This is a genomic window from Micromonospora sp. WMMD1155 (assembly GCF_029581275.1).
Lineage (GTDB): Bacteria > Actinomycetota > Actinomycetes > Mycobacteriales > Micromonosporaceae > Micromonospora.
The window spans coordinates 3,104,836-3,124,914 of sequence record NZ_CP120742.1 but is presented as its reverse complement, the minus strand read 5'-3'; the positions used below and the strand labels follow the sequence as shown (position 1 = coordinate 3,124,914).

Annotated in this window: 21 protein-coding genes and 1 pseudogene; 5 read left to right on the top strand and 17 right to left on the bottom strand. The window is 72.8% G+C overall.

All coding sequences use genetic code 11. The features are described from left to right. Positions 1 to 15: 15 nt before the first annotated feature. The 6 genes from nadC to O7617_RS14175 form a co-directional block, all read right to left on the bottom strand. Entirely contained in the window at positions 16 to 912 is an 897-nt protein-coding gene (gene nadC / locus O7617_RS14200) for a carboxylating nicotinate-nucleotide diphosphorylase (protein ID WP_282264054.1), read from the bottom strand. Then, positions 909 to 2,603 (bottom strand): L-aspartate oxidase, encoded by a 1,695-nt coding sequence (locus tag O7617_RS14195; protein WP_282264052.1) that lies wholly within the window; start codon positions 2,601 to 2,603, stop codon positions 909 to 911. The genes nadC and O7617_RS14195 overlap by 4 nt, the downstream gene beginning before the upstream one ends. 108 nt (positions 2,604 to 2,711) lie before the next feature. Further along, positions 2,712 to 3,608: a septum formation family protein gene (locus O7617_RS14190; RefSeq protein WP_282264051.1), complete on the bottom strand. Its 897-nt coding sequence runs from the start codon at positions 3,606 to 3,608 to the stop codon at positions 2,712 to 2,714. Between the two features lie 95 nt (positions 3,609 to 3,703). Then, the gene (gene panD / locus O7617_RS14185) at positions 3,704 to 4,132 is read right to left on the bottom strand and encodes an aspartate 1-decarboxylase (protein ID WP_282264050.1); all 429 of its coding nucleotides are present in this window, start codon (positions 4,130 to 4,132) and stop codon (positions 3,704 to 3,706) included. A 43-nt stretch (positions 4,133 to 4,175) separates the two neighbouring features. Further along, positions 4,176 to 5,024: a pantoate--beta-alanine ligase gene (panC, locus tag O7617_RS14180; RefSeq protein ID WP_282264049.1), complete on the bottom strand. Its 849-nt coding sequence runs from the start codon at positions 5,022 to 5,024 to the stop codon at positions 4,176 to 4,178. Positions 5,025 to 5,197: 173 nt separating this feature from the next. Continuing rightward, complete coding sequence (locus O7617_RS14175; protein WP_282264048.1) at positions 5,198 to 6,172, bottom strand: Rossmann-like and DUF2520 domain-containing protein; 975 nt, start codon at positions 6,170 to 6,172, stop codon at positions 5,198 to 5,200. Between the two features lie 214 nt (positions 6,173 to 6,386). Between O7617_RS14175 and O7617_RS14170 the strand changes: the two genes are divergently transcribed. Together O7617_RS14170 and O7617_RS14165 are read left to right on the top strand one after the other, a co-directional pair. Continuing rightward, positions 6,387 to 7,574: an SAM-dependent methyltransferase gene (locus O7617_RS14170; protein WP_282264047.1), complete on the top strand. Its 1,188-nt coding sequence runs from the start codon at positions 6,387 to 6,389 to the stop codon at positions 7,572 to 7,574. After that, a complete protein-coding gene (locus tag O7617_RS14165) occupies positions 7,571 to 8,758 on the top strand; it encodes an NADH-quinone oxidoreductase subunit D (RefSeq protein WP_282264046.1) in 1,188 nt (395 codons plus the stop codon). The genes O7617_RS14170 and O7617_RS14165 overlap by 4 nt, the downstream gene beginning before the upstream one ends. Before the next feature lie 18 nt (positions 8,759 to 8,776). Here O7617_RS14165 and O7617_RS14160 read toward each other — a convergent pair whose 3' ends face one another. The 4 genes from O7617_RS14160 to O7617_RS14145 all read right to left on the bottom strand — a co-directional run bounded on the left by O7617_RS14160 (position 8,777) and on the right by O7617_RS14145 (position 13,131). Beyond that, positions 8,777 to 10,387, bottom strand: a complete 1,611-nt coding sequence (locus O7617_RS14160) for a hypothetical protein (protein ID WP_282264045.1) — start codon at positions 10,385 to 10,387, stop codon at positions 8,777 to 8,779. A 107-nt stretch (positions 10,388 to 10,494) separates the two neighbouring features. Then, positions 10,495 to 11,499 carry a glycine betaine ABC transporter substrate-binding protein gene (locus tag O7617_RS14155; protein WP_282264044.1) on the bottom strand — a complete coding sequence of 335 codons (1,005 nt, stop codon included), beginning with the start codon at positions 11,497 to 11,499 and terminating at the stop codon, positions 10,495 to 10,497. A 208-nt stretch (positions 11,500 to 11,707) separates the two neighbouring features. Continuing rightward, entirely contained in the window at positions 11,708 to 12,448 is a 741-nt protein-coding gene (locus O7617_RS14150; RefSeq protein WP_282264042.1) for an ABC transporter permease, read from the bottom strand. Continuing rightward, positions 12,445 to 13,131: an ABC transporter permease gene (locus O7617_RS14145; RefSeq protein ID WP_282264040.1), complete on the bottom strand. Its 687-nt coding sequence runs from the start codon at positions 13,129 to 13,131 to the stop codon at positions 12,445 to 12,447. Before O7617_RS14145 ends, O7617_RS14150 begins: the two co-directional genes overlap by 4 nt. Before the next feature lie 2 nt (positions 13,132 to 13,133). Here O7617_RS14145 and O7617_RS14140 point away from each other — a divergent pair, with 2 nt between their 5' ends. Beyond that, entirely contained in the window at positions 13,134 to 14,138 is a 1,005-nt protein-coding gene (locus tag O7617_RS14140; protein ID WP_282264038.1) for an ABC transporter ATP-binding protein, read from the top strand. Positions 14,139 to 14,192: 54 nt separating this feature from the next. On the opposite strand, the gene O7617_RS14135 is transcribed toward O7617_RS14140, so the two are convergent. The 7 genes and pseudogenes from O7617_RS14135 to folP form a co-directional block, all read right to left on the bottom strand. Continuing rightward, a complete protein-coding gene (locus tag O7617_RS14135; RefSeq protein WP_282264035.1) occupies positions 14,193 to 14,624 on the bottom strand; it encodes a hypothetical protein in 432 nt (143 codons plus the stop codon). 125 nt (positions 14,625 to 14,749) lie between these two features. Next, complete coding sequence (locus O7617_RS14130; RefSeq protein ID WP_088987292.1) at positions 14,750 to 15,058, bottom strand: hypothetical protein; 309 nt, start codon at positions 15,056 to 15,058, stop codon at positions 14,750 to 14,752. A gap of 58 nt (positions 15,059 to 15,116) precedes the next feature. After that, positions 15,117 to 16,331: an ABC transporter permease gene (locus tag O7617_RS14125; protein ID WP_282264032.1), complete on the bottom strand. Its 1,215-nt coding sequence runs from the start codon at positions 16,329 to 16,331 to the stop codon at positions 15,117 to 15,119. Positions 16,332 to 16,449: 118 nt separating this feature from the next. Next, the gene (locus O7617_RS14120) at positions 16,450 to 16,989 is read right to left on the bottom strand and encodes a DUF3180 domain-containing protein (protein ID WP_282264031.1); all 540 of its coding nucleotides are present in this window, start codon (positions 16,987 to 16,989) and stop codon (positions 16,450 to 16,452) included. Between the two features lie 19 nt (positions 16,990 to 17,008). Next, on the bottom strand, positions 17,009 to 17,536 hold the full coding sequence (folK, locus tag O7617_RS14115) for a 2-amino-4-hydroxy-6-hydroxymethyldihydropteridine diphosphokinase (RefSeq protein ID WP_282264029.1): 528 nt from the start codon (positions 17,534 to 17,536) through the stop codon (positions 17,009 to 17,011). Next, a complete protein-coding gene (gene folB / locus O7617_RS14110; RefSeq protein WP_282264028.1) occupies positions 17,533 to 17,901 on the bottom strand; it encodes a dihydroneopterin aldolase in 369 nt (122 codons plus the stop codon). The genes folK and folB overlap by 4 nt, the downstream gene beginning before the upstream one ends. A gap of 287 nt (positions 17,902 to 18,188) precedes the next feature. Beyond that, positions 18,189 to 19,028: pseudogene (gene folP / locus O7617_RS14105) on the bottom strand (dihydropteroate synthase); the annotation flags it as partial. Between the two features lie 356 nt (positions 19,029 to 19,384). Here folP and O7617_RS14100 point away from each other — a divergent pair. Both O7617_RS14100 and O7617_RS14095 read left to right on the top strand, forming a co-directional pair. Continuing rightward, positions 19,385 to 19,699, top strand: a complete 315-nt coding sequence (locus tag O7617_RS14100) for a hypothetical protein (RefSeq protein WP_053654780.1) — start codon at positions 19,385 to 19,387, stop codon at positions 19,697 to 19,699. 12 nt (positions 19,700 to 19,711) lie between these two features. Beyond that, positions 19,712 to 20,074 (top strand): hypothetical protein, encoded by a 363-nt coding sequence (locus tag O7617_RS14095; protein ID WP_053654782.1) that lies wholly within the window; start codon positions 19,712 to 19,714, stop codon positions 20,072 to 20,074. Positions 20,075 to 20,079: the final 5 nt, after the last annotated feature.

The following is a 20,079-nucleotide window of genomic DNA, read 5'->3' as shown; positions in this document are numbered from 1 at the left end:
ACGCAGCCTAGACAACTACTCCGTACGCAGGTCCAGCGCGATGTCCAGGATCGGCGACGAGTGGGTCAGGGCTCCCACCGAGAGGAAGTCGACACCGGTCGCCGCGTACCGGCCCGCCACCTCCAGGGTCAGGCCGCCGGTCGCCTCCAACTCCGCCCGGTCGCCCACCGCGGCCACCGCCTCGGCCAACACCTCGGGCGTCATGTTGTCGCAGAGGAGGAAATCCGCCCCGGCCTCCACGGCCTCCACCGCCTCGTCGACAGTGGTCACCTCGACCTGCACCGGCACCTCCGGGAACGCCTCCCGGACCCGCCGGTACGCCGCCGTGATACTCCCGGCCGCCAGCTTGTGGTTGTCCTTGATCATGGCGACGTCGTAGAGGCCCATGCGCTTGTTGGTGCCACCACCGGCCCGCACCGCGTACTTCTCCAGCGCCCGCAGGCCCGGCGTCGTCTTACGGGTGTCCAGCACCATCGCCTTCGTGCCGGCCAGAGCGTCCGCCCAGGCGCGGGTGTGGGTGGCCACCCCGGACATCCGGCAGAGCAGGTTGAGCGCCGTCCGCTCGGCGGTCAGCAGCAACCGGGTCGGGCCGGTCACCGTCGCCAGCACGTCACCGCGGGCCACCCGCTCGCCGTCGCGGACCAGGACCGACACCTCGACGGTACGACCGAAGCCCGTCACCTCGCCTACCAGCTCGAACACGGCTGCGGCCACGGCCACCCCGGCCAGCACGCCGTCCGCGCGGGCCACCAGGTCGGCGGTGTCGGTCTGCTCCGCCGGGATGGTGGCCACGCTGGTGACGTCCAGGAAATCCGGACCCAGATCCTCGACCAGTGCGTTCTCGATCACCCGCCGCACCTGCACCGGGTCCAGTCCGGCCGCACGCAACGCCGTGTCAGTCGACTCCGTCATGACCGTTCCTCCCATTGCTGCGTCACCCGGCCCTGCGCCCCGACCGACCCGACCAGGTGGCCCAGCCACCGCTCGTCGGCCGTCGGGAAGTCCTCCCGCCAGTGGCAACCCCGGGTCTCACCGCGGGTGTACGCGGCAGCCACGAGCGTCGACGCCACGGTGAGCAGGTTCGTCGCCTCCCAGTCGGCGGTCCGCGGTCGGCCCCGGGCAGCGCCCAGCTCGGTGAGTGTTCCGGCCGTCTCGGCCAGCGTCGTCGCGGACCGGAGCACCCCGGCGCCCCGGGTCATCGACCGTTGCAGGGTCGGCGTCACCTCGGCGGGCAGCACCCAACCCACACCGCCTCGCCAGGCACCGGTGTCGGCCGGCTGAACCTGCTCGGGCAGGCCGGCCGCGATGTCCTCGGCGATCCGCCGGGAGAAGACCAGGCCCTCCAGCAGCGAGTTGCTGGCCAGCCGATTCGCGCCGTGCACGCCGGTGCAGGCCACCTCGCCGCACGCGTACAGGCCGGGGATGGAGGTCCGGCCGCGCAGGTCGGTGCGGACACCCCCGGAGGCGTAGTGCGCGGCGGGCGCCACCGGGATCAGGTCGGTCGCCGGGTCCACGCCGATCGCCAGGCAGGACGCCACGATGGTGGGGAACCGCCCGGCCAGGAAGTCCCCGCCCAGGTGCCGCGCGTCGAGGAACACGTGGTCCGCGCCGGACGCCAGCAACACCCGGTGGATGCCCTTGGCCACCACGTCCCGGGGTGCCAGCTCGGCCAACTCGTGCTGGCCGACCATGAACCGCTTGCCGTCTGAGTCCACCAGGTACGCGCCCTCGCCACGCAGCGCCTCGGAGACCAACGGCTGCTGGGCGTACCCGGCGCCGGGCACCCCCGCGGCGGACGGAGTGATCAGGGCGGTCGGGTGGAACTGGACGAACTCCACGTCGGTCACCGCAGCGCCGGCGCGCATCGCGAGTGCCACCCCGTCCCCGGTGGAGACCGCCGGGTTGGTGGTGGCCGAGAAGACCTGCCCCATTCCCCCGGTGGCGAGCACCACCGCCCGGGCCAGCAACGCGCCGACGCCGTCCTCGCTGCCCTCGCCGAGCACGTGCAGGGTGATCCCGCAGGCCGGGCCGAGCCCGTCCGGGCCGTCTCCGGGCGCGCGCAGCAGGTCCAGCACCAGGGCGTGCTCGAACAGCCGGATCCACGGGTCGCGCTGCACCGCGGCGTGCAGGGCCCGCTGCACCTCCGCACCGGTCGCGTCCCCACCCGCGTGCACGATGCGGTCCGCCCGGTGCCCGCCCTCGCGGGTCAGCATGAGGGAGCCGTCCGGGTGGCGGTCGAACTCGGCACCGATGCGGATCAGTTCGCGGAGCCGGGTCGGGCCCTCCTCGACCAGCACCCGGACCGCCGCCGGATCGCAGAGCCCGACACCGGCGATCTCGGTGTCCCGGGCATGCGCCGCCGGGGTGTCCGCCGGGTCGAGCACTGCGGCGATGCCGCCCTGCGCCCACCTCGTCGAGCCGTCATCGATGTTGACCTTGGTGACCACCGTGACGTGCAGGCCCGCCTCGCGCAGGTGCAGCGCCGCCGTCAGCCCGGCCACCCCGGAACCGACCACGATCACGTCGGTGGTCTCCACCCAGCCGGGCGCCGGCGCGGCCAGCAACGCGGGCAGGGCCGGCAGGTCGACGGTCGGAACGTCCATCCTCCCAGTCAACCCGAACGATCCTCGCCCGGGGCGGCGGGGGCGGGACGAGTGTTTTCGGCTACCCCGTCCGCCACCGTCCGCGTCGCGCCGGCCGGGGGCTCGCTGTCACTTCGTCCGGACCGGAAGGCCGGCTGGGCCCGCGCCCTTCAGCGAGGCGGTCACCGTACGGTCGCTGAGCCACAGGTAGCAGCGCACACCCCGGTCACCGACCCTCCAACGCCCCGCACCCGGTGGACGGACCACCACCCCACTGCGAAAGCGCAGGTCGGCGTCGTCGGGCACGCCCACGTACCGGCTGAGGGCGGTGCGACAACCGTTGTAGAGCGGAGCCCAGTCGGTGTCCCGCGTCGGGTACGCCGTGTCCGGCGCGCGCCACACCCCGACGAACTCGGCGTCGTGCTGTCGACCGCACTCCACCGGCACCAGCGTCTGCACACTCCGGCCGGCTCCCATCCGGGTCTGCTGACAACCGAGGCGCAGGCCGGATGGCCTCTTCAACGCGTCCCGCAGGCTGCCGGACCGGACGACCACGGTGGCCCCCGCCTCGGTCGTGCTCAACTCGGACAGATCACACCGGAACCAGCGGGAACCCACACTCCAGCCCGGCCCGGAGGGCAACGCCACGGACAGCCGCAACCGACCCGCCCGCCAGTCGTCGCCCACGTAGCCGGTCGCCCGGGTGTCACACTCGGCGAACGCGCCCCGCAACTCCGGTGAGCCGCCCGCCGGGGCACTCGCCCGCTCGACGGGGAACGCCCCCACGTGCACTGTCTCCACCCGGTGCGGACCGGCGCAGTCCACCGGCTCGTAACCGGCCAGGGTGACGACCTCGGTGAAGTCGGCGGCGTGACACACACCGGCGGACGGGGTGAACGCCGACGGTGGCGGCAGCGCCTTCCAGTCGTCGGTCAGGTCACCGTCCAGGCCACCGGAACCGGCGCAGCCGACCAGCAACAACGCTGCCCCGGCAGCGGCGAGCACTGTCGTGATGGCACGGCGCATCGCGGCCTCCCCCAGCCACCGACCGGCTTACGCCAGTACCCCAGGGTAACCGCAAATGACCTTCCGGTGACAGACCGGAATCGCCTCGCAGAGGTTCAGACAGCGGACACGGCCAGCGGGCTCGGCACCGGGTCACCGACCATGCCGGGTGCCACCGCAGCCGCGTCAGCACCCAACTCGATCACCCGGTTGTCGGCGTCCACGTGCACCACCCGAGGCCGGTACGCCCGAGCCGCGGCGTCGTCCATCTGCCCGTACGAGATGAGGATGACCAGGTCACCGGGGTGCACCAGGTGCGCGGCGGCACCGTTGATGCCGATCACGCCGCTGCCTCGCTCGCCCGGGATCACGTACGTCTCCAGTCGGGCGCCGTTGGTGATGTCCACGATCGCCACCTGCTCGCCGGGGAGCAGGTCGGCAGCGTCGAGCAGATCCTCGTCAACTGTCACAGAGCCGACATAGTGCAGGTCGGCCTGCGTCACCGTGGCCCGGTGGATCTTCGACTTGAGCATGGTCCGCAACATCGGGGTGGCCTTTCACAAGGTTGGTGGAGGTCGGTGCGGCCGGTCAGGGACGCGGGGCGAGGTGGATGGCCGCGTTGTCGATCAACCGGGTGGCGCCCACCCAGGCGGCGATCACCAGCCGGGCCGGCCCGGACACCGGCCCCGGCTCCAACTCGGGGTCGGTCAGCACCAGGTAGTCCAGGCGGGCGCCGGGCGTACCGGCACCGAACGCGGCGTGCGCGGCGGTCAGCACCGCCCCCGCGTCACGGCCCTCGTCGGCCGCCCGCGCACCGGCCCGCAGCGCGGCGGACAGGCTCAGCGCGGCGGCCCGCTCCGGCTCACTCAGGTAGCGGTTACGGCTGGAGAGCGCCAACCCGTCCGGCTCCCGGACGGTCGGCACACCGACCACCTCGACCGGCACGTCCAGGTCCCGGGTCATCCGCCGGACCAGGGTCAACTGCTGGTAGTCCTTCTCGCCGAAGAACGCCAGGTCAGGCTGGGTGAGCTGGAGCAGCTTCAACACCACGGTGAGGACGCCGTGGAAGAAGCCGGGACGACTCGCGCCCTCCAACTCCGCGCCCAGTCGACCCGGATCGAGGCTGACGCGGGGCTGGCCGTCCGGATACATGTCGGCCACCGACGGCGCGAAGACCAGGTCGGCACCGGCCCTCCGGCACACCTCCAGGTCCGCGTCGAGAGTGCGCGGGTACCTGTCGAAGTCCTCGTTCGGCCCGAACTGCAACGGGTTCACGAAGATCGTCACCAGCACGTGGTCGGCTTGTTCCCGGGCCGCGCGCAGCAACGTCTCGTGCCCGGAGTGCAGCGCGCCCATGGTCATCACGACCCCGACCGTGCCCTTCAGGGCGGCCCGGGCCTCGGCCAACTCGGCACGCGTGTGCACGACCTCCGTCATAGCGGCACCTCGGTTCGCGACTGCGGGGCTCGCAACACCGGCTCACTCCTCGCGCTCACAGCGGCACCTCGGTTCGCGACTGCGGGGCTCGCAACACCGGCTCACTCCTCGCGCTCACAGCGGCACCTCGGTTCGCGACTGCGGGGCTCGCAACACCGGCTCACTCCTCGCGCTCACAGCGGCACCTCCCGACTGCTGTCGGCCAGCACGCCGAGCAGCGACTGCGCGTCCACCGGACGCAGCCGTCCGGCGGCGATCGCCCGGTCGGCGGTACGCCGGGCCAACGCCAGGTACGCGGGGACGGACTCCGGGGCGGTGGCCGCCAGCCGCGCCAGGTGCCGCTCGACGGTGCCCGCGTCGCCCCGGGAGACCGGCCCGGTCAGGGCGTCGTCGCCGAGCCGCAAGGCGTTCTCCAGGGCGGCCCGCAGCAGCGGGGCGAGCACCTTCTCCGGCCGGTCCACCCCGGCGTCACGCAGCCGGTCGGTCGCCTCGTTCACGAGGGTCACCAGGTGGTTCGCACCGTGCGCCAGAGCGGCGTGGTACAGCGGACGGTCCGACTCGGCCACCCACTCGGGCACCCCGCCCAGGTCGGCGACCAGCCGGGCGGCCAGGGGACGCAGCGGGGCCGGGGCGGTCACCCCGTACGAGATACCGGCCAGCCGGGCCAGGTCGTCAGGCGTACCGGTGAAGGTCATCGCGGGGTGCAGGGCGAGCGGACGGGCACCCACCTCGGTGGCCGGTGCCAGGACGGCCAGGCCGTGCGCACCGGAGGTGTGCGCGACCACCTGGCCGGGGCGCAGCGCACCCCGCTCGGCGAGGTCGGCCACCACGGCGGCCAAGGCGTCGTCCGGCACCGCGATCAGCAGCAGGTCGACGGCGGCGTGTGCCACGGCGGCGACCGGGCGTCGCGGCACCTCGGGCAGCAGCAGAGCCAGTCGGGCACGGCTCGCTCCGGAGCCGCCGGCGACGGCGACCACCCGGTGCCCGGCGGCGGCGAGTGCGGCACCCAGCACGGCTCCGACCCGACCGGCGCCGATGACACCGACGGTGAGCAGGCGGGGGGCGACTGACGCGCCGGGAACGGCGCGATCCCGCGATGCGGCGGGCCCGTGCGGGGCGGCCGGACGCGGGCGCAACGGTGCGCTCATGACGATGATCCAGTCCTCGAGAAGGGGTACCGGTCGATGGCAAGTATGCGCCCGGCCCGCCGAACCAGGACAAGCATGTGTGAAAACCTTCACCACTGGCCGAAGCCCCAGACCCCCTGCTCGATCAACTGATGAAAAGTAGGCGTCACAGTCGTTTCTCACCTACTTTTCATCACCTGATCACCGTGCACGGCGTGGACTCGGAGTTGACACGATGTCGATCACCTGGCGGGACGCGATGAGCCGAGCCCTCTACGGGCCGGGCGGCTTCTTCGTCAGCGGCAGCGGACCGGCCGACCACTTCCGCACCAGCGTGCACGCCTCCCCGGCCTTCGCCACCGCGCTGCTGCGCGTGCTCACGCAGGTCGACGCGACCCTCGGTCACCCGCCACGGCTGGACGTGGTCGACGTGGGCGCGGGCCGCGGTGAACTGCTGCTGGCTCTCGCCCCGCTCGCGGTGGGGGTTTCCGGGGAGCCCGCCCACTCCGGGCGGTCAGGCTTGATCCCTTCGTGGTCGGGCTCCCCGGAAACCCTGACTCCCACGGCCGCCGCCCGTCGGTCATCCGACGAGCCGTCGTTGGTCGCCGCCCGCCCGACCCTCGCCGAACGAGTGCATTTGACTGCCGTCGAGTACGCACCTCGCCCGGAGAACCTGCCTGAGGAGATCAACTGGGTGTCCGAGATCCCCCGGGGCATCACCGGACTGTTGATCGCCACCGAGTGGCTGGACAACGTCCCCCTCGACGTGGCGGTCCACACCGAGGACGGCTGGCGGTACGTGCTGGTCGACCCCGCCAGTGGCACCGAGTCGATCGGTGGACCGGTCAGCCCGGACGACCTCGACTGGCTCAACAGATGGGAGCCCATCCCGACGAATGCACCCGCAGCGGCCCGAGGTCTGACCTCGCCCGACGTGACACGCGAAACACCACACCGCTGCCGGAGAGCGGAGATAGGCCGGACCAGAGACGAAGCCTGGGCCCACGCGATACGACAAGTCAGCCGAGGCATGGCCGTCGCCGTCGACTACGGGCACCTGCGGGACAACAGGCCGGTCGACGGGACGTTGACCGGGTACCGGGGTGGGCGGCAGGTGCCTCCGGTTCCGGACGGTTCGGCTGATGTGACAGCGCACGTGGCCATGGACTCGGTCGCCTCCGCCGGTGCGGAGGTCGCCGGGTGCGCGTACTCACTGGTCTCGCAGCGGGAGGCGCTGCGGGCGCTCGGGGCCGACGGCGGCCGACCGCCGCTGAGTCTGGCCGGTTCCGACCCGGCCGGTTACCTGCGGGCGTTGGCCGCCGCGTCGGCGGTGGCCGAGCTGACCGACCCGGCCGGGCTCGGCGGGCACCTGTGGCTGCGCCAACCGGTCGGCATCCCGCTCGGCCCGGCCGTGGCACGATGACGGGCATGACCACCGACGCCGGGGACCTCCGTGAACTGACCGTCGGCACCGGGGCCGGCCTGGTCGCCGGCACCGATGATCAGCAGCTCGGCACCGACATGGTGCTCAACATCGGCCCGCAGCACCCCTCGACGCACGGTGTGCTGCGGCTGAAGCTGGTGCTCGACGGCGAGCGGGTGGTCGCCTGCGAACCGATCGTCGGCTACATGCACCGGGGCGCGGAGAAGCTGTTCGAGGTGCGCGACTACCGGCAGATCATCGTGTTGGCCAACCGGCACGACTGGCTGTCGGCGTTCTCCAACGAGCTGGGTGTGGTGCTCGCTGTGGAACGCCTGATGGGCATGGAGGTGCCGGAGCGGGCCACCTGGCTGCGGATGGCCCTCGCGGAGCTGAACCGCGTGCTCAACCACCTGATGTTCCTCGGTTCGTACCCGTTGGAGATCGGGGCGATCACGCCGATCTTCTACGCCTTCCGGGAACGGGAGACCATCCAGGCGGTCATGGAGGAGGTCTCCGGCGGCCGGATCCACTACATGTTCAACCGGGTGGGTGGCCTCAAGGAGGAGGTGCCCTACGGGTGGACCGGCCGGGCCCGCGCGGCGATCGGCGAGGTCCGTCGGCGGCTACCCGACCTGGACCACCTGATCCGGCGTAACGAGATCTTCCTGGCCCGGACCGTGGGCGTGGGCGTGCTCACCGCCGCGGACGCCGCCGCGTTCGGGGCGTCCGGGCCGGTGGCCCGCGCCTCCGGGCTCGACCTGGACCTGCGCCGCGACGACCCCTACCTGGCGTACGACGAGCTGGACGTGCCGGTGGTCACCCGCACGGCCGGGGACTGCCATGCCCGCTTCGAGGTGCTGCTCGACCAGGTGTACGCGTCGCTGGACCTCGCCGAGCAGTGCCTGGACCGGGTGGACCAGCTGACCGGGCCGATCAACACCCGACTGCCGAAGGTGCTCAAGGCGCCGGAGGGGCACACCTACGCCTGGACGGAGAACCCGCTCGGCATCAACGGCTACTACCTGGTGTCGCGGGGTGAGAAGACGCCGTGGCGGCTGAAGTTGCGCACCGCCTCGTACGCGAACGTGCAGGCGTTGGCCACACTGCTCCCCGGCTGCCTGGTCCCGGATCTGATCGCGATTCTCGGGTCGATGTTCTTCGTCGTCGGCGACATCGACAAATGACCCGAACCGCCTGACCGGTCAGCGCCAGCGGTCACCGGGCTGGGCGCCGCCGGCACGCGGTACGTCGTCCTGCGGCGGATAGCCGTAACGCTCGTCCACCCGGCGGCGGCCGGGCCGCTCCGGGGCGGGTTCCGCCTGGTGGCCGCGCTGGCGCGGTGGACGCCACTCGTCCGGCACCGGGACACCGCCCGCCGGCAGCGACCGCCGGTCCTCCGGCTCGCCCCGCCGGCCACCGTCGCGGTCGTGCCGGCGCGCCGGCTCGTCCCGGTGGTACGCGTCGGGCTCCCCGTGACGGCGGGGCTCGTCGTAACCGCGCGGCTCGTCGTAACCGCGCGGCTCGTCGTAACGGCGGGGCTCATCGTGGCGGACGGTGGCCCAGCGGTCGGCCATCCGGTACTCGGTGCCGGTGGCATCGGCGTGCACCTCGGCCCTGCGTTCGCCGACCCGCAGCTCACGGCCGTTCTCGTCGTCGCGGACGGCGGCCCACCGGTCACCGGCCCGCAACTGCGACCAGTACTCCCCGGTGTCGTCGGCCCGCAACGGTGGCCCGGGCTCCGGGGCGGCGGCGGCCGCCCGGTCACGCTGCTCCGACCAACCGCGATCATCCGGGCTGTCCCAGGAGCGCGCCGCTGGCCTTTCCGGCGTGCGGTGCGACCGGGCCGGGCCCGGCTCGTCCGCTCGGGCGTACGCGTCGCGCGGATCGGTCCACTCCGGCTCGTCCGGGCGGCCCGTCCAGCCCGGCTCACCCTCCTCGAAGTCCGGCGCGTGCCGCTCGGGACCCCGGCTCCACTCCTGCGCCGGCGGGTTCCACTGGCCGGCGTACCCACCGCCGTAGCGCCCGGCGGATTCCGGGTGCCCGCCGTCCACCACCGTGTGCCGGGTGGTGACGTGCACGGTCTCGGTGTGCCGGACGACACCGGGCGGCCGGGGTCCCGGTTCCGGACGGTCGTGCTCCCGAGGCCGGGCCGAGCCGTAGGCGGTGCCCGCCGACCGTTCCCCGCCGTACACCCCGGCGGCCGGCGGTTCGGCGGCCTCCCGGGGGTACACCGACTCGTCGTCGACCGACCGTTCGGAGCGACCCCGTCGGGGTACGTCGTCCGGGCCGGAGACCCGGGCACGGCCCGCCGACGCGTCACCCGGCGCCTGAACCCGGCTACGGGCCACCGGCACCTCGTCCATCGGCGGCTCACCGACCGGCACCCGAGCCCGCCCGGCACCCACCGCCTCGCCGGCGGGGACGGCACCGGCGAGGGCGGCCCCGCTGGCGTCGAGACGGCGGCGGACCGCGGCGATCCCCTCCTGCGCCCGTTGCGCCTGGTCGAGCGCCTGGTTGCCGCGCTGCGCGGCGGCCACGATCTCGGCGCGCAACTCCCGGCGGAGTTCCTCGATCTCGTCCATCAGCTCGTCGGCCCGTGCCGAGGCGCCGTCCGAGTCGGGGCGCAGCGCGATGGAGAGGCCGATCAGCACAACCGCGACGATGGCGAGCACCGCGGCGAAACGCAGCGGGCCGTTGCCGTCGGCGACCAGCAGGATCAGTGCCGCCACCGGCGCGAGGGCGACGCCCGCCCAGAAGAGCAACGTCAGCAGCGGTGGTTGACGCCGGGCGTCAGAGGTGACCGGGGCTGGCATGGCTGTGCAGCCTACCGAGGAGATTCGCCGGAGGGAACGGGGTCCCGGACGCGCGGACGCCCCCGCCCGATCCGGGCGGGGGCGTCCTCAGCATCTCAGGAGAGGGCTCAACTGGTGGCGAAAGCGCCGTCCGACGAGAAGATCAGGCCGACGCTGATCGAGCCGTCACGCAGCCCGCTTTTGGTCAGCGGCCCGCCCTGGTCCAGCGAGGAGAACTTGCCCACCGACAGCCCGTACGTCTTCTCCAGGCCCGGCTTGCAGAACGGGCGCTGCTCGCACTCCGGCGGGCCGCCCAGCACGGTAGCGCTGCCGGAGCACTTCGCGGCCAGCTCGGACAGGGTCCGCACGCCGTACTTGTCGGCGAATGCCTGGGTCACCGCGAAGGCGTTCTGGTCCTGCGCGGCAGCCGGGGCACCGAAGGTGATGCCCACCTTGTCGCCCTCGGCCTTGAGCGCGGTCACCGTCGTGTTGATGTCCGGCGAGGAGATCGGCGGAGGAGTGCCACCCTTCGCCTTGGTGTTGAGGAACTCGGCCATGGTCGCCGCGTACTCCGGGACGACCTGGATCTCGCCCTTCTCCAGCGCCGGCTCGTACAGCTCCCGGTTGCCGATCTGCTGCACCTTGACCTGGTAGCCGGCGGCGGTGAGCGCGATCCGGTACAGCTCGCCCAGCGTCTGGCTCTCGGCGAAGTTGCCGGCGCCCACGGTGATCTGACCACCCGGGCCCTTGGCGATGCCCGCGGTGAGGTTGTTGGCGGCGGCGAACTCCTCGGCCGCCACCTTGGGGGTCTTCCGGTCGTCGTTGACGGCCTTGTTGAGCTGGATCAGCTTCGGGGTGTCCAGCGCGGCGGAGACCTTGTCGAGTGCCGCGATCAGCTGCGGGTTGGCGGCCTTGCTGTTGACCGCCGGGATGACGTTGTCGGAGTTCTGGAGCTTCTTGTCGTCCTGCAGGGCGATGAGCTGCTGACCGGCGACCGGGGCGCAACCGGCGCCGGAGGCGCTGGTCTGGGGTGCGTCGGTGCCGGACGAGCCGGCGTCACCGCAGCCGGTGAGGAGTGCCGCCCCGGCGACGGCACTGACCGCGCCGATGGCCAGACGTGTGCGTGCGCGCATGTGCCCGCCTTCCGTGTCCCGGCGCGACCCGTTCCGGGCCGGCCGCGTGTCCGACGGGCGTCCTGACTGTCGGCCGCCCGCGAATATCCACCCAACATGGTCCGGAAGCGACCGACAACTTTAGGTGGACTTCGTCACCGCATCGTCACCGATCGGCCCACCGCCGGCCGCCGGCTCGACGCGGGGCTCACCCGTACGAGTCAGCGGGTCAGGCGCGCCCGGTGGCGTCGGCGGGCCGGGGCCGGGCCGCGCCCCGCCGCGCGCGTCGCAGTGGGCGGGGGGTGACCAGCCGTTCGACGCCACCGAGGACGACCTCGGCCAGCAGCGCCAGCCCGGCCACCAGCACACCGCCGGCGACGATCTGCCCGCCGCCGGCCGCGATACCGATGCCGAAGCCGGTCCGGATGATCTGGCCGAGGCCACCACCGTTGACGAACGACGCCAGCGCCGCGGTCGCGATCACCTGGACCGCGGCCGTCCGGAACCCGGCCGCCAGGTAGGGCACCGCGAGCGGCAGCTCGACGCGCCGCAGCAGCTGACCGCCGGACAGGCCCATCCCCCGGGCCGCGTCACGGGCCTCCGGGTCCACCTGCCGCACCCCGGTGTACGCGTTGGCGAGCAGCGGCGGTACGGCGAAGACGGCCAGCGCCACCACGACCGGCGTCTTTCCGAAACCGCTGGCGAACACCACCGGCAGGATGGTCAGCAACGCCAGGGTGGGGATCGCCAGGGTGGCGTTGGACACCAGCACCACCAGGCCACCGCCCCGACCGACGTGCCCCAGCCAGAGCCCGAGCGGCCAGGCCACCAGGCAGCCGAGCGCCACCGCCAGCGCGGAGATCGTCAGGTGCTCGCCGAGCCGGTCCAGCATCCCGCCGGGGTTGGTCCAGTTCAGCGGGTCGTTGATCCAGACGATGGCCTGGCTGATCGGGTTCGCCGCGACGGTCACCGTGCCCTCCGGTTGGACCAGGGGGTCACCAGCCGGGCGACCAGGACGAGGAGCAGGTCCAGCACGACCGCGAGCGCCACGCAGAGCAACGCGGCGGTCATGATCTCGGCCTTGTAGAGGTTGTTCTGGAAGCCCGCGAAGATCAACTGACCGAGGCCGCCGTGCCCGACCAGCACCCCGACCGTGACCAACGCCACCGTCGAGACGGTCGCCAGCCGGACGCCGGTCACGATGCCCGGGAGGGCCAGCGGCAGGTCGATCCGGAACAAGCGCCCCCACCGGCCGTAACCCATGCCCTCGGCGGCCTCGCCGACCTCCGGAGGCACCTGGTTGAGCCCGGCCACCACGTTGCGCACGATCAGCAGCAGCGCGTACAGGACGAGCCCGACGAGCACCGTGGTCGCGCCGGTGCCCAGGTAGGGGGCGATGAACGCGAAGAGCGCCAACGACGGGATGGTGTACACCACCCCGCTGACCGCGAGGATCGGACCGGCGAGCGGACGGAACCAGTACGCCAGGACGGACAGCGGCAGGGCGATCAGCACCGCGATCAACACCGCGCGCCCGGTGAGGGAGGCGTGTTCGCGCACCGCGGCGAGGATCGTGTCAGAGTTGTCCCGCACGTACTGCCAGGAGAACCAGGGGTTACCCGGGTCGGCCCGGTAGCTCAGGCGGAAGGACATACGTGGACGTTACCCCGGAGGCTGCCGACGTGGCCGAATCCCCTCGTGCGGCGTCGATCTCCCTGCAGGGCATTCAGAAGCGCTATCCGAACGGCACCGAGGCCGTCCAGGATCTCAGCCTGGACGTCCGGGCCGGGGAGCTGGTGGTGCTGATCGGGCCGTCCGGCTGCGGCAAGTCGACGGTGCTGCGCATGATCAACCGTCTGATCGAGCCGACCGCCGGCCGGATCATGCTCGGCGACGAGGACGTCACCGACGTCGACCCGGTGCGGCTCCGCCGCCGGATCGGCTACGTGATCCAGAACGTCGGCCTCTTTCCACACCAGACGGTCCGGGCCAACGTGGCCACCGTGCCGAATCTGCTCCGCTGGCCCAAGGGCCGGACCAGGGCGCGGGTCGACGAACTGCTCGACCTGGTCGGGTTGGACCCGGCCCAGTTCGGCGGTCGCTACCCGAACGAGCTGTCCGGCGGCCAGCGGCAGCGGGTCGGCGTGGCGCGGGCGCTCGCCGCCGACCCGGTGGTGCTGCTGATGGACGAGCCGTTCTCGGCCGTCGACCCGATCGTGCGGGCCCGCCTCCAGGAGGAGTTCCTCCGCCTCCAGGCCGAGGTCCGCAAGACGATCGTGCTGGTCACCCACGACCTCGACGAGGCCGTACGGCTCGGCGACCGCATCGCGGTGCTCTCCTCGGGCGGGCACCTGGAGCAGTACGACACACCGGCCGCGTTGCTCGGCACTCCCGCCACCCCGTTCGTCCGCGAGTTCGTCGGCGCCGACCGGGGCATCCGCCGATTGGCGGTCACCCCACTCGACCGGGAGGCACTGGAGCCGGTGCCCGGCGACGCCGCCGCGGACCTGCCCACCGTCGCACTGGACGGCTCCGCGTACGACGCTTTGGCGGTGCTGCTCACCTCGGGTCAGGACCAGCTCGTGGTGACCGACGCCGGCCGACCGGTGGGGACGCTCACCCGACAGCGACTGCTCGACCTCGGCCGTCCGACGAACTGACCCGGGGTCGACCGATCCCGCCCGGGGCCGATCCGGATTCCGGCCGGCCCCGGGTCAGGCGCGTCCGCCGAGGCTGGCGGTGCCGATGATCCACCCGGTGAGGAAGCCGTAACCGGCACCGGTGCTCGCGTCCTGGAGAGCGTTCAACAGCGACGGGGTGGGGCCGAGCAGCGCCGCGAGCACGGCGGCGAGCCCGCCGGCCAACACGTACGCGGCCCAGCCGGAGAAGAACTGGCTGACCGAGCCGGGCACCCGGGCCACCTGGGCGGCGGGCAGCAGGTAGAGCAGGCCCACCGCGAGGACGACCAGCAGCACGGCTCGCAGGTCGGCGGCGAACAACCCGCCGGCCTGCCCGTCCGCGTCGAGTCGCCAGGCCGGCCAGGCGAGCAGGCGCACGTAGTACGCGGCGGCGGACTCCGGGTCGGTCTGCGTGGCGGCCCAGCCGGTGAACGCCGGGCTGCCGGCGATGCCGACCAGCAGCAACACGGCGAGCGCGCCGGTCCCGGCCGCCGTGCCGTAACGGCCGACCGGGCCGGAACGGTGCAGGAGCGACGCGATACGCCCAGGCCCCGAACCGGCCGCTCGGGCGGACCTGGACTGCCCCGAGCGGCTCAGTGCTTCATCAGGTAGTCGATGAAGGCCGCCCGCAGCAACGGAGCGGACTCCTCGTAGCCGTGACCCGTCAACTCCCGCCACAACGCGTTGGCCTCGTCGATCGTCGGGCCGATCGAGTTCGGTGCGCCGTCCAGGACCGTGGCCTCGTCCGCGTTCGGCAGGTGTCGTATCACCGACCAGTAGAACCCGACGTCGCGACGCTCCCGGGCCAGGGCGAACGCCCGCTCCCGCAGCTCCTCGGTGGGCAACGCGTCAAGCTCCTCGAAGGAGGTTCCGCCGGGGGTGGCGGCAGGTGTGTCGGTCATGTCGCCGAGCCTAACCGTCGAGATCAGCCCCGGCTCGGCGGACGCGACGCGACACCGGTCACCGCTCGTCGGTGTCCCAGCGGCGCGGGCCGTCCTCCCACCGCGGATCCCGCCACGGATCGACCGGTTGGGGCGCGGCGGGAGTCGGCAACGTCGGAGGCCAGTTGTCGACCGGCTGGGGCTGCGGCATGGTCCACCCCGTGCTGATCGTGCCGTCGCCGACCGGCTCGGGCTTGTCGACGCTGCCCGGCCGGGGCCGCCCGAACGTTTCGACCAGCCGGGTCACCAGCAGTCCGATGCCGAGCACGGCCCCACCGACCGCCCAGTTGCTCAGGGTCCAACCGCGCTCCGGCGCGTACGTCTGGAAGAGGGTCACCACACCCACCGCCAGCAGCGTGCCGAACACACCGCCCCGACGGCCGTACGCGCTGGTGCCCGCGAGCAGGGTCACCCCCACCGCCAGCACCGTCCAGTCGAGGCCCGAGGTGGGCGCGACGAGTTCGGGGCCGTTGGCGGCGAGCAGGACACCGGCCAGGGCCGCCAGCACGCTGGAACCGACCAACGCGACGGCGGTGACCACCGCGGCCAGCACACCCCGACGTCGGGCCGGGTCGGCGACCGGCCGGTACCTGCCGACCAGCCGCCGGATGGCCCGGACGGCACCGAACAACCCACCGAGGACGGCCACCGCGGCGAAGCCGGCGAACAGGTAACCGGCGCTGCGCCCCGGGTCGTAGTCGCCCTGCACCAGCACCGGCGCGGAACGCCGTTCGATGTACACCACCACGCCCGCCGCGCCGGCCAGGCTGGCCGCCCAGCCCGGCACGTGCAGTACCACCACGACCAGCGCCAACGCGAGCCCGCCCAGCGCGGCGACCGCCACGGCCGGCCCGACCGACGCCGGCAGACCCCGATCACCCTGCTCGGCGTAGTGCAGGGCGGCGGCGACCGCGATCGGCCCCACGGCCAGGTTCGGCGCCGCGGTGCGCAGGCTCAGCCCGGCGGCCAGCGCGAGCAACCCCAACCCGACCGCGGCCACCAGCAACGTCCGCAGGTTGCCGCCGCGTAGGGCGGACGGGTCGTCCTGCCAGAGCAGCCAGCCCAGGGCAGCCAGCCCGGCCAGCAGCAGGAACTCCCACCCCAGATGTACGCCGATCCGGTCCCGGCCGGGTTCACCGTGGGTGGGGTCGTCGAAGACGTTCTCCAGAACGGCGGCGGGCACCCCGGACGAGGCTTCCGCCGACCGTTCCCGGCCCACTTCTTCGTACCCCATGACGCCGCCTCCCCAGTGGCCGGCCGCCTCCGGTCCGGCGCGCGGACGAACCGTGGGTGGCCCTTGCACCCGATCGCAGGCACCGTACCCGCGCCCGCAGCCGGGCGTAACCCCCTGCTCAGCGCTGGCCGGGGCGGCTGTCCCGTGGGTCCTGCTCGCGGTCGTCGTCCGGACGCTCCGGCACCCGGCAGGAGCGCTCCAGCCACAACGCGGCACCGACCAGAGCCAGCGAGGCGAGCAGCCCTCCACCCGCCGCCGGACGATCGTCAAGGGCGGCGCGGGTGGTCTCCACGAAGAGCCAACCGGTGAGCCCCGCGTAGAAGCCGGCGAAGATCGCCGCAGCCAGAGCCGACGCTTTGGCCAGCACCACGAAACGGGCGACCAGCAGCGGGTTGACCGGGTCCCGGCCGGGCTTGCGCTCGATGCGGCCCCGGGTGTTGATCGCCGCGTACGCCTCGAGCACGGCCAGCCCGGCCAGCGTCACCACCGGCAGCCAGGGCAGTCGCGGAATGCCGCTGTAGTAGAGCGTGCTGATCAGCAGCCAGGCCACCGCCGCGGCGGCCAGGGCGGCCACGACGAGAGTCGAGATCCGGGTGGGGCCCATCCGGGACCGATCCGGGCCGGACCCGCCCGGTGGTGGGGACTTCGCCTGCGTCATGCCGGCCGGCTCCGCTCGGTCATGCCGTCGACTCTAACGCCAACTCCGGCCGGGGACGCAGTTCCAGCGCCTCGTCCGCCACCGGACCGGTGGTCAGCAGGTCGGTCAGCCAGCCGTGACCGGGCAGCCGACCGTACGGCTGGATGTCGATCCACGGTCGCAACACGAACGCGCGCAGGTGCGCCCGCGGATGCGGCAGGGTCAGCTCCGGGTCGTCGCTGAGCACCGGCTCGTCGTCGTCGCCCCACACCGCGATCACGTCCACGTCGAGGGTGCGCGGCCCGAACCGCCGCTGCGGGTCACGCACCCGCCCGGCCGCGCGCTCCGCGTCGCGGGCCCGCTCCAGCCAGTCGCGCGGGGTCGCGGTCCCGTCCTGGACCAGCACTACCGCGTTGAGGTACGCGGGCTGGTCGGCGTCGCCCCACGGTGGAGTCTCGTACACCCCGGACAACACGAGTACGGCGTCTCCGAGCGTGGCGACAGCGGTGCGCAGGTGCTCCAGACGGTCGCCCAGGTTGCTGCCGAGCGACAACACGGCCCGGGTCATCGGGCCCGCGTCCGGGTCATGGTGACGGCCACGTCGGTGAAGGTGTGCGGCACCGGGGCCTCCGGCTTGTGCACGGTGACCGTGGCGGCGGCGACCCGCTCGTCGGCCAGGCAGACGGCGAGGAGCCGGTCCGCGAGAGTCTCGATCAGGTTGACCGGCTCACCGGTCACCACCGCGACCAGACGTTCGGCCAACTCGCCGTAGTGGACGGTGTCGGTGACGTCGTCGCTGGCGGCGGCCGGCGCCAGGTCCATCTCCAGGACGGCGTCGACGACGAAGTCCTGCCCCTGCGCCCGCTCGAAGTCGTACACCCCGTGCCGGCCGCGGGCCCGCAGGCCGGTCAGCTCGATCCGGTCCGTCCTCATCGCCGCGCTCCCTGCGCTCGGTCCTGGTGCGCGTGGCCATCCTGCGCGCGGCCCTCGTGCGCGTGGCCCTCGTGCGCGCGGCCCTCGTGCGCCTGGCCGTCCTGCGCGTGGTCCTGGTGCGCGCGGCCCTCGTGCGCCTGGCCGTCCTGCGCGTGGTCCTGGTGCGCGCGGCCCTCGTGCGCCTGGCCGTCCTGCGCGTGGCCCTCGTGCGCCTGGCCGTCCTGCGCCTGGCCGTCCTGCGCGTGGTCCTGGTGCGCGCGGCCCTCGTGCGCGTGGGCGTGGCGCGCGCTGGTCAGGCACGGGCTGCCGGTCGCGGCCCAGACGGCGAGCGCGTCGGCGGTGGCCCGCACGTCGTGCACGCGGACGCCCCAGGCACCGGCGGCGACCGCCAGCACGCTGGTGGCCACTGTCGCCGCCTCCCGCTGGGCGGTCGGCCGTGGTGTCCCGTCCGGGGCGGCGAGCAGTCGGCCGAGGTACGACTTGCGGCTGGCGCCGAAGAGCAGCGGGTAACCGAGGTCCAGCAGCTCCGGCAGTCGGGTGCTGAGCTCCCAGTTGTGCGCCGCCGTCTTGGCGAAGCCGAGGCCGGGGTCGACGATGAGGCGTTCGGCGGCCACCCCGGCGGCCAGCGCCGCGTCGACGCGTTGGGTCAACTCGGCCCGCACGTCGGCCACCACGTCGGTGTAGGTGGCCAGTTCACGCATCTCACGGGAGTGACCCCGCCAGTGCATCAACACCCAGGGGCAGTCCGCGTCGCGGACCACACGGGCCATGTCCGGGTCGGCGAGCCCGCCGGACACGTCGTTGACGACCGCCGCACCGGCCGCCAGGGCGGCCTCCGCCACCCGCGCCCGGCTGGTGTCGATGCTGACCAGCACGCCGGCGGCGGTCAGCTCACGGATGACCGGCAACACCCGCTCGACCTCGGTCGTGGCGTCGATCCGCTCGGCGCCCGGGCGAGTCGACTCGCCGCCGATGTCCACCAGGTGCGCGCCGGCGTCGCGCAGACGGACGCCGTGTCCGACGGCGGCGTCGAGGTCGGCGTACCGTCCGCCGTCGGAGAAGGAGTCCGGCGTGACGTTGAGGACGCCCATCACCACCGGGCCCGGAGCCCGCACCAGATCAGTCACGACTAGACGGTACCGGTCGCCACGGCGGCGCCCACCGCCCCGGGTCAGCCTCGCACCACCACCCCTGACGTGCAAATTAGAACAGGTGTACGATAGGTCATTCGGGCAGCGTCGGGCAGTCCCTTCGCAGCTTGTCGCAATCCGGGGCGGGCCGTACGCTTTGGAATCGGCCAGCATCGAGATGGCGAAGCTTGGAGGGAGGGCCGAAGCGGGGGAAAACCGCCCAAACCTCGCCACGCTCTGTGGTGAGTAACGAACACAGGGTCAAGAACGCTGCGCCCTGTGGAGCACTTTTCCCGCCAGGTTCGCCAATTGCACCGCCGCGGCACCGCCGGCCGCGCTATGGGGAGGTTCCAGTGATCGCCTTCGAGCTCATGGAGACGGCGTCGTCCGGCGTCGCCCACGCGCTCTCCACCCTGGCGTCGGCTCCGCTCGCCGAGCCGGCACCGAAGGGGATCGACACCAACGGTGTCGTCACCTTCTTCGCCAGCAAGATCGCGCCGATCCTGCTCGCCGTCCTCGGCGTCATCTTCATCGGTCGTGCCAGCCGGGGCGAGATCTCCAAGGTGCTGACCAGCTCCGCGATCGCCATCGTCGGCCTCGCCTTCATCGCCGGCGCGGCAACGCTCTTCTTCGTCGGCGATTACCTGATCGACCTGATCTTCGAATAGGCGCGTTCCCACATGCGGCTGCGCACCGACGACGACATCTACCGGGCCCGCCTGGTCTACCTCGGGCCGCCCGGCTACACCCTTCCGGTCCACCTGCCCTACGCCCAGTACGGGCTCTTCATGCTGCTGGTCCCCCTCTACATGTTCATCCACTGGCTGTTCACGTTGACGGTCGAGCTCTTCCCGGCCTGGGAGATCGCGCTCGCCATCGTGACCACGTCGTTCATCTTCCGGCACGTCGACCCCGATCGGCCGGCGCGGGTGGTCATCCGCACCGCGTTGACCGACTGGCGACGCACCCGGGAGCCGGCGGTCGAACAGCGCGATCCGCGTCTGGTCGGCAGTCGGATCAGGATCCGGGAGGAGCTGGCATGACCGGG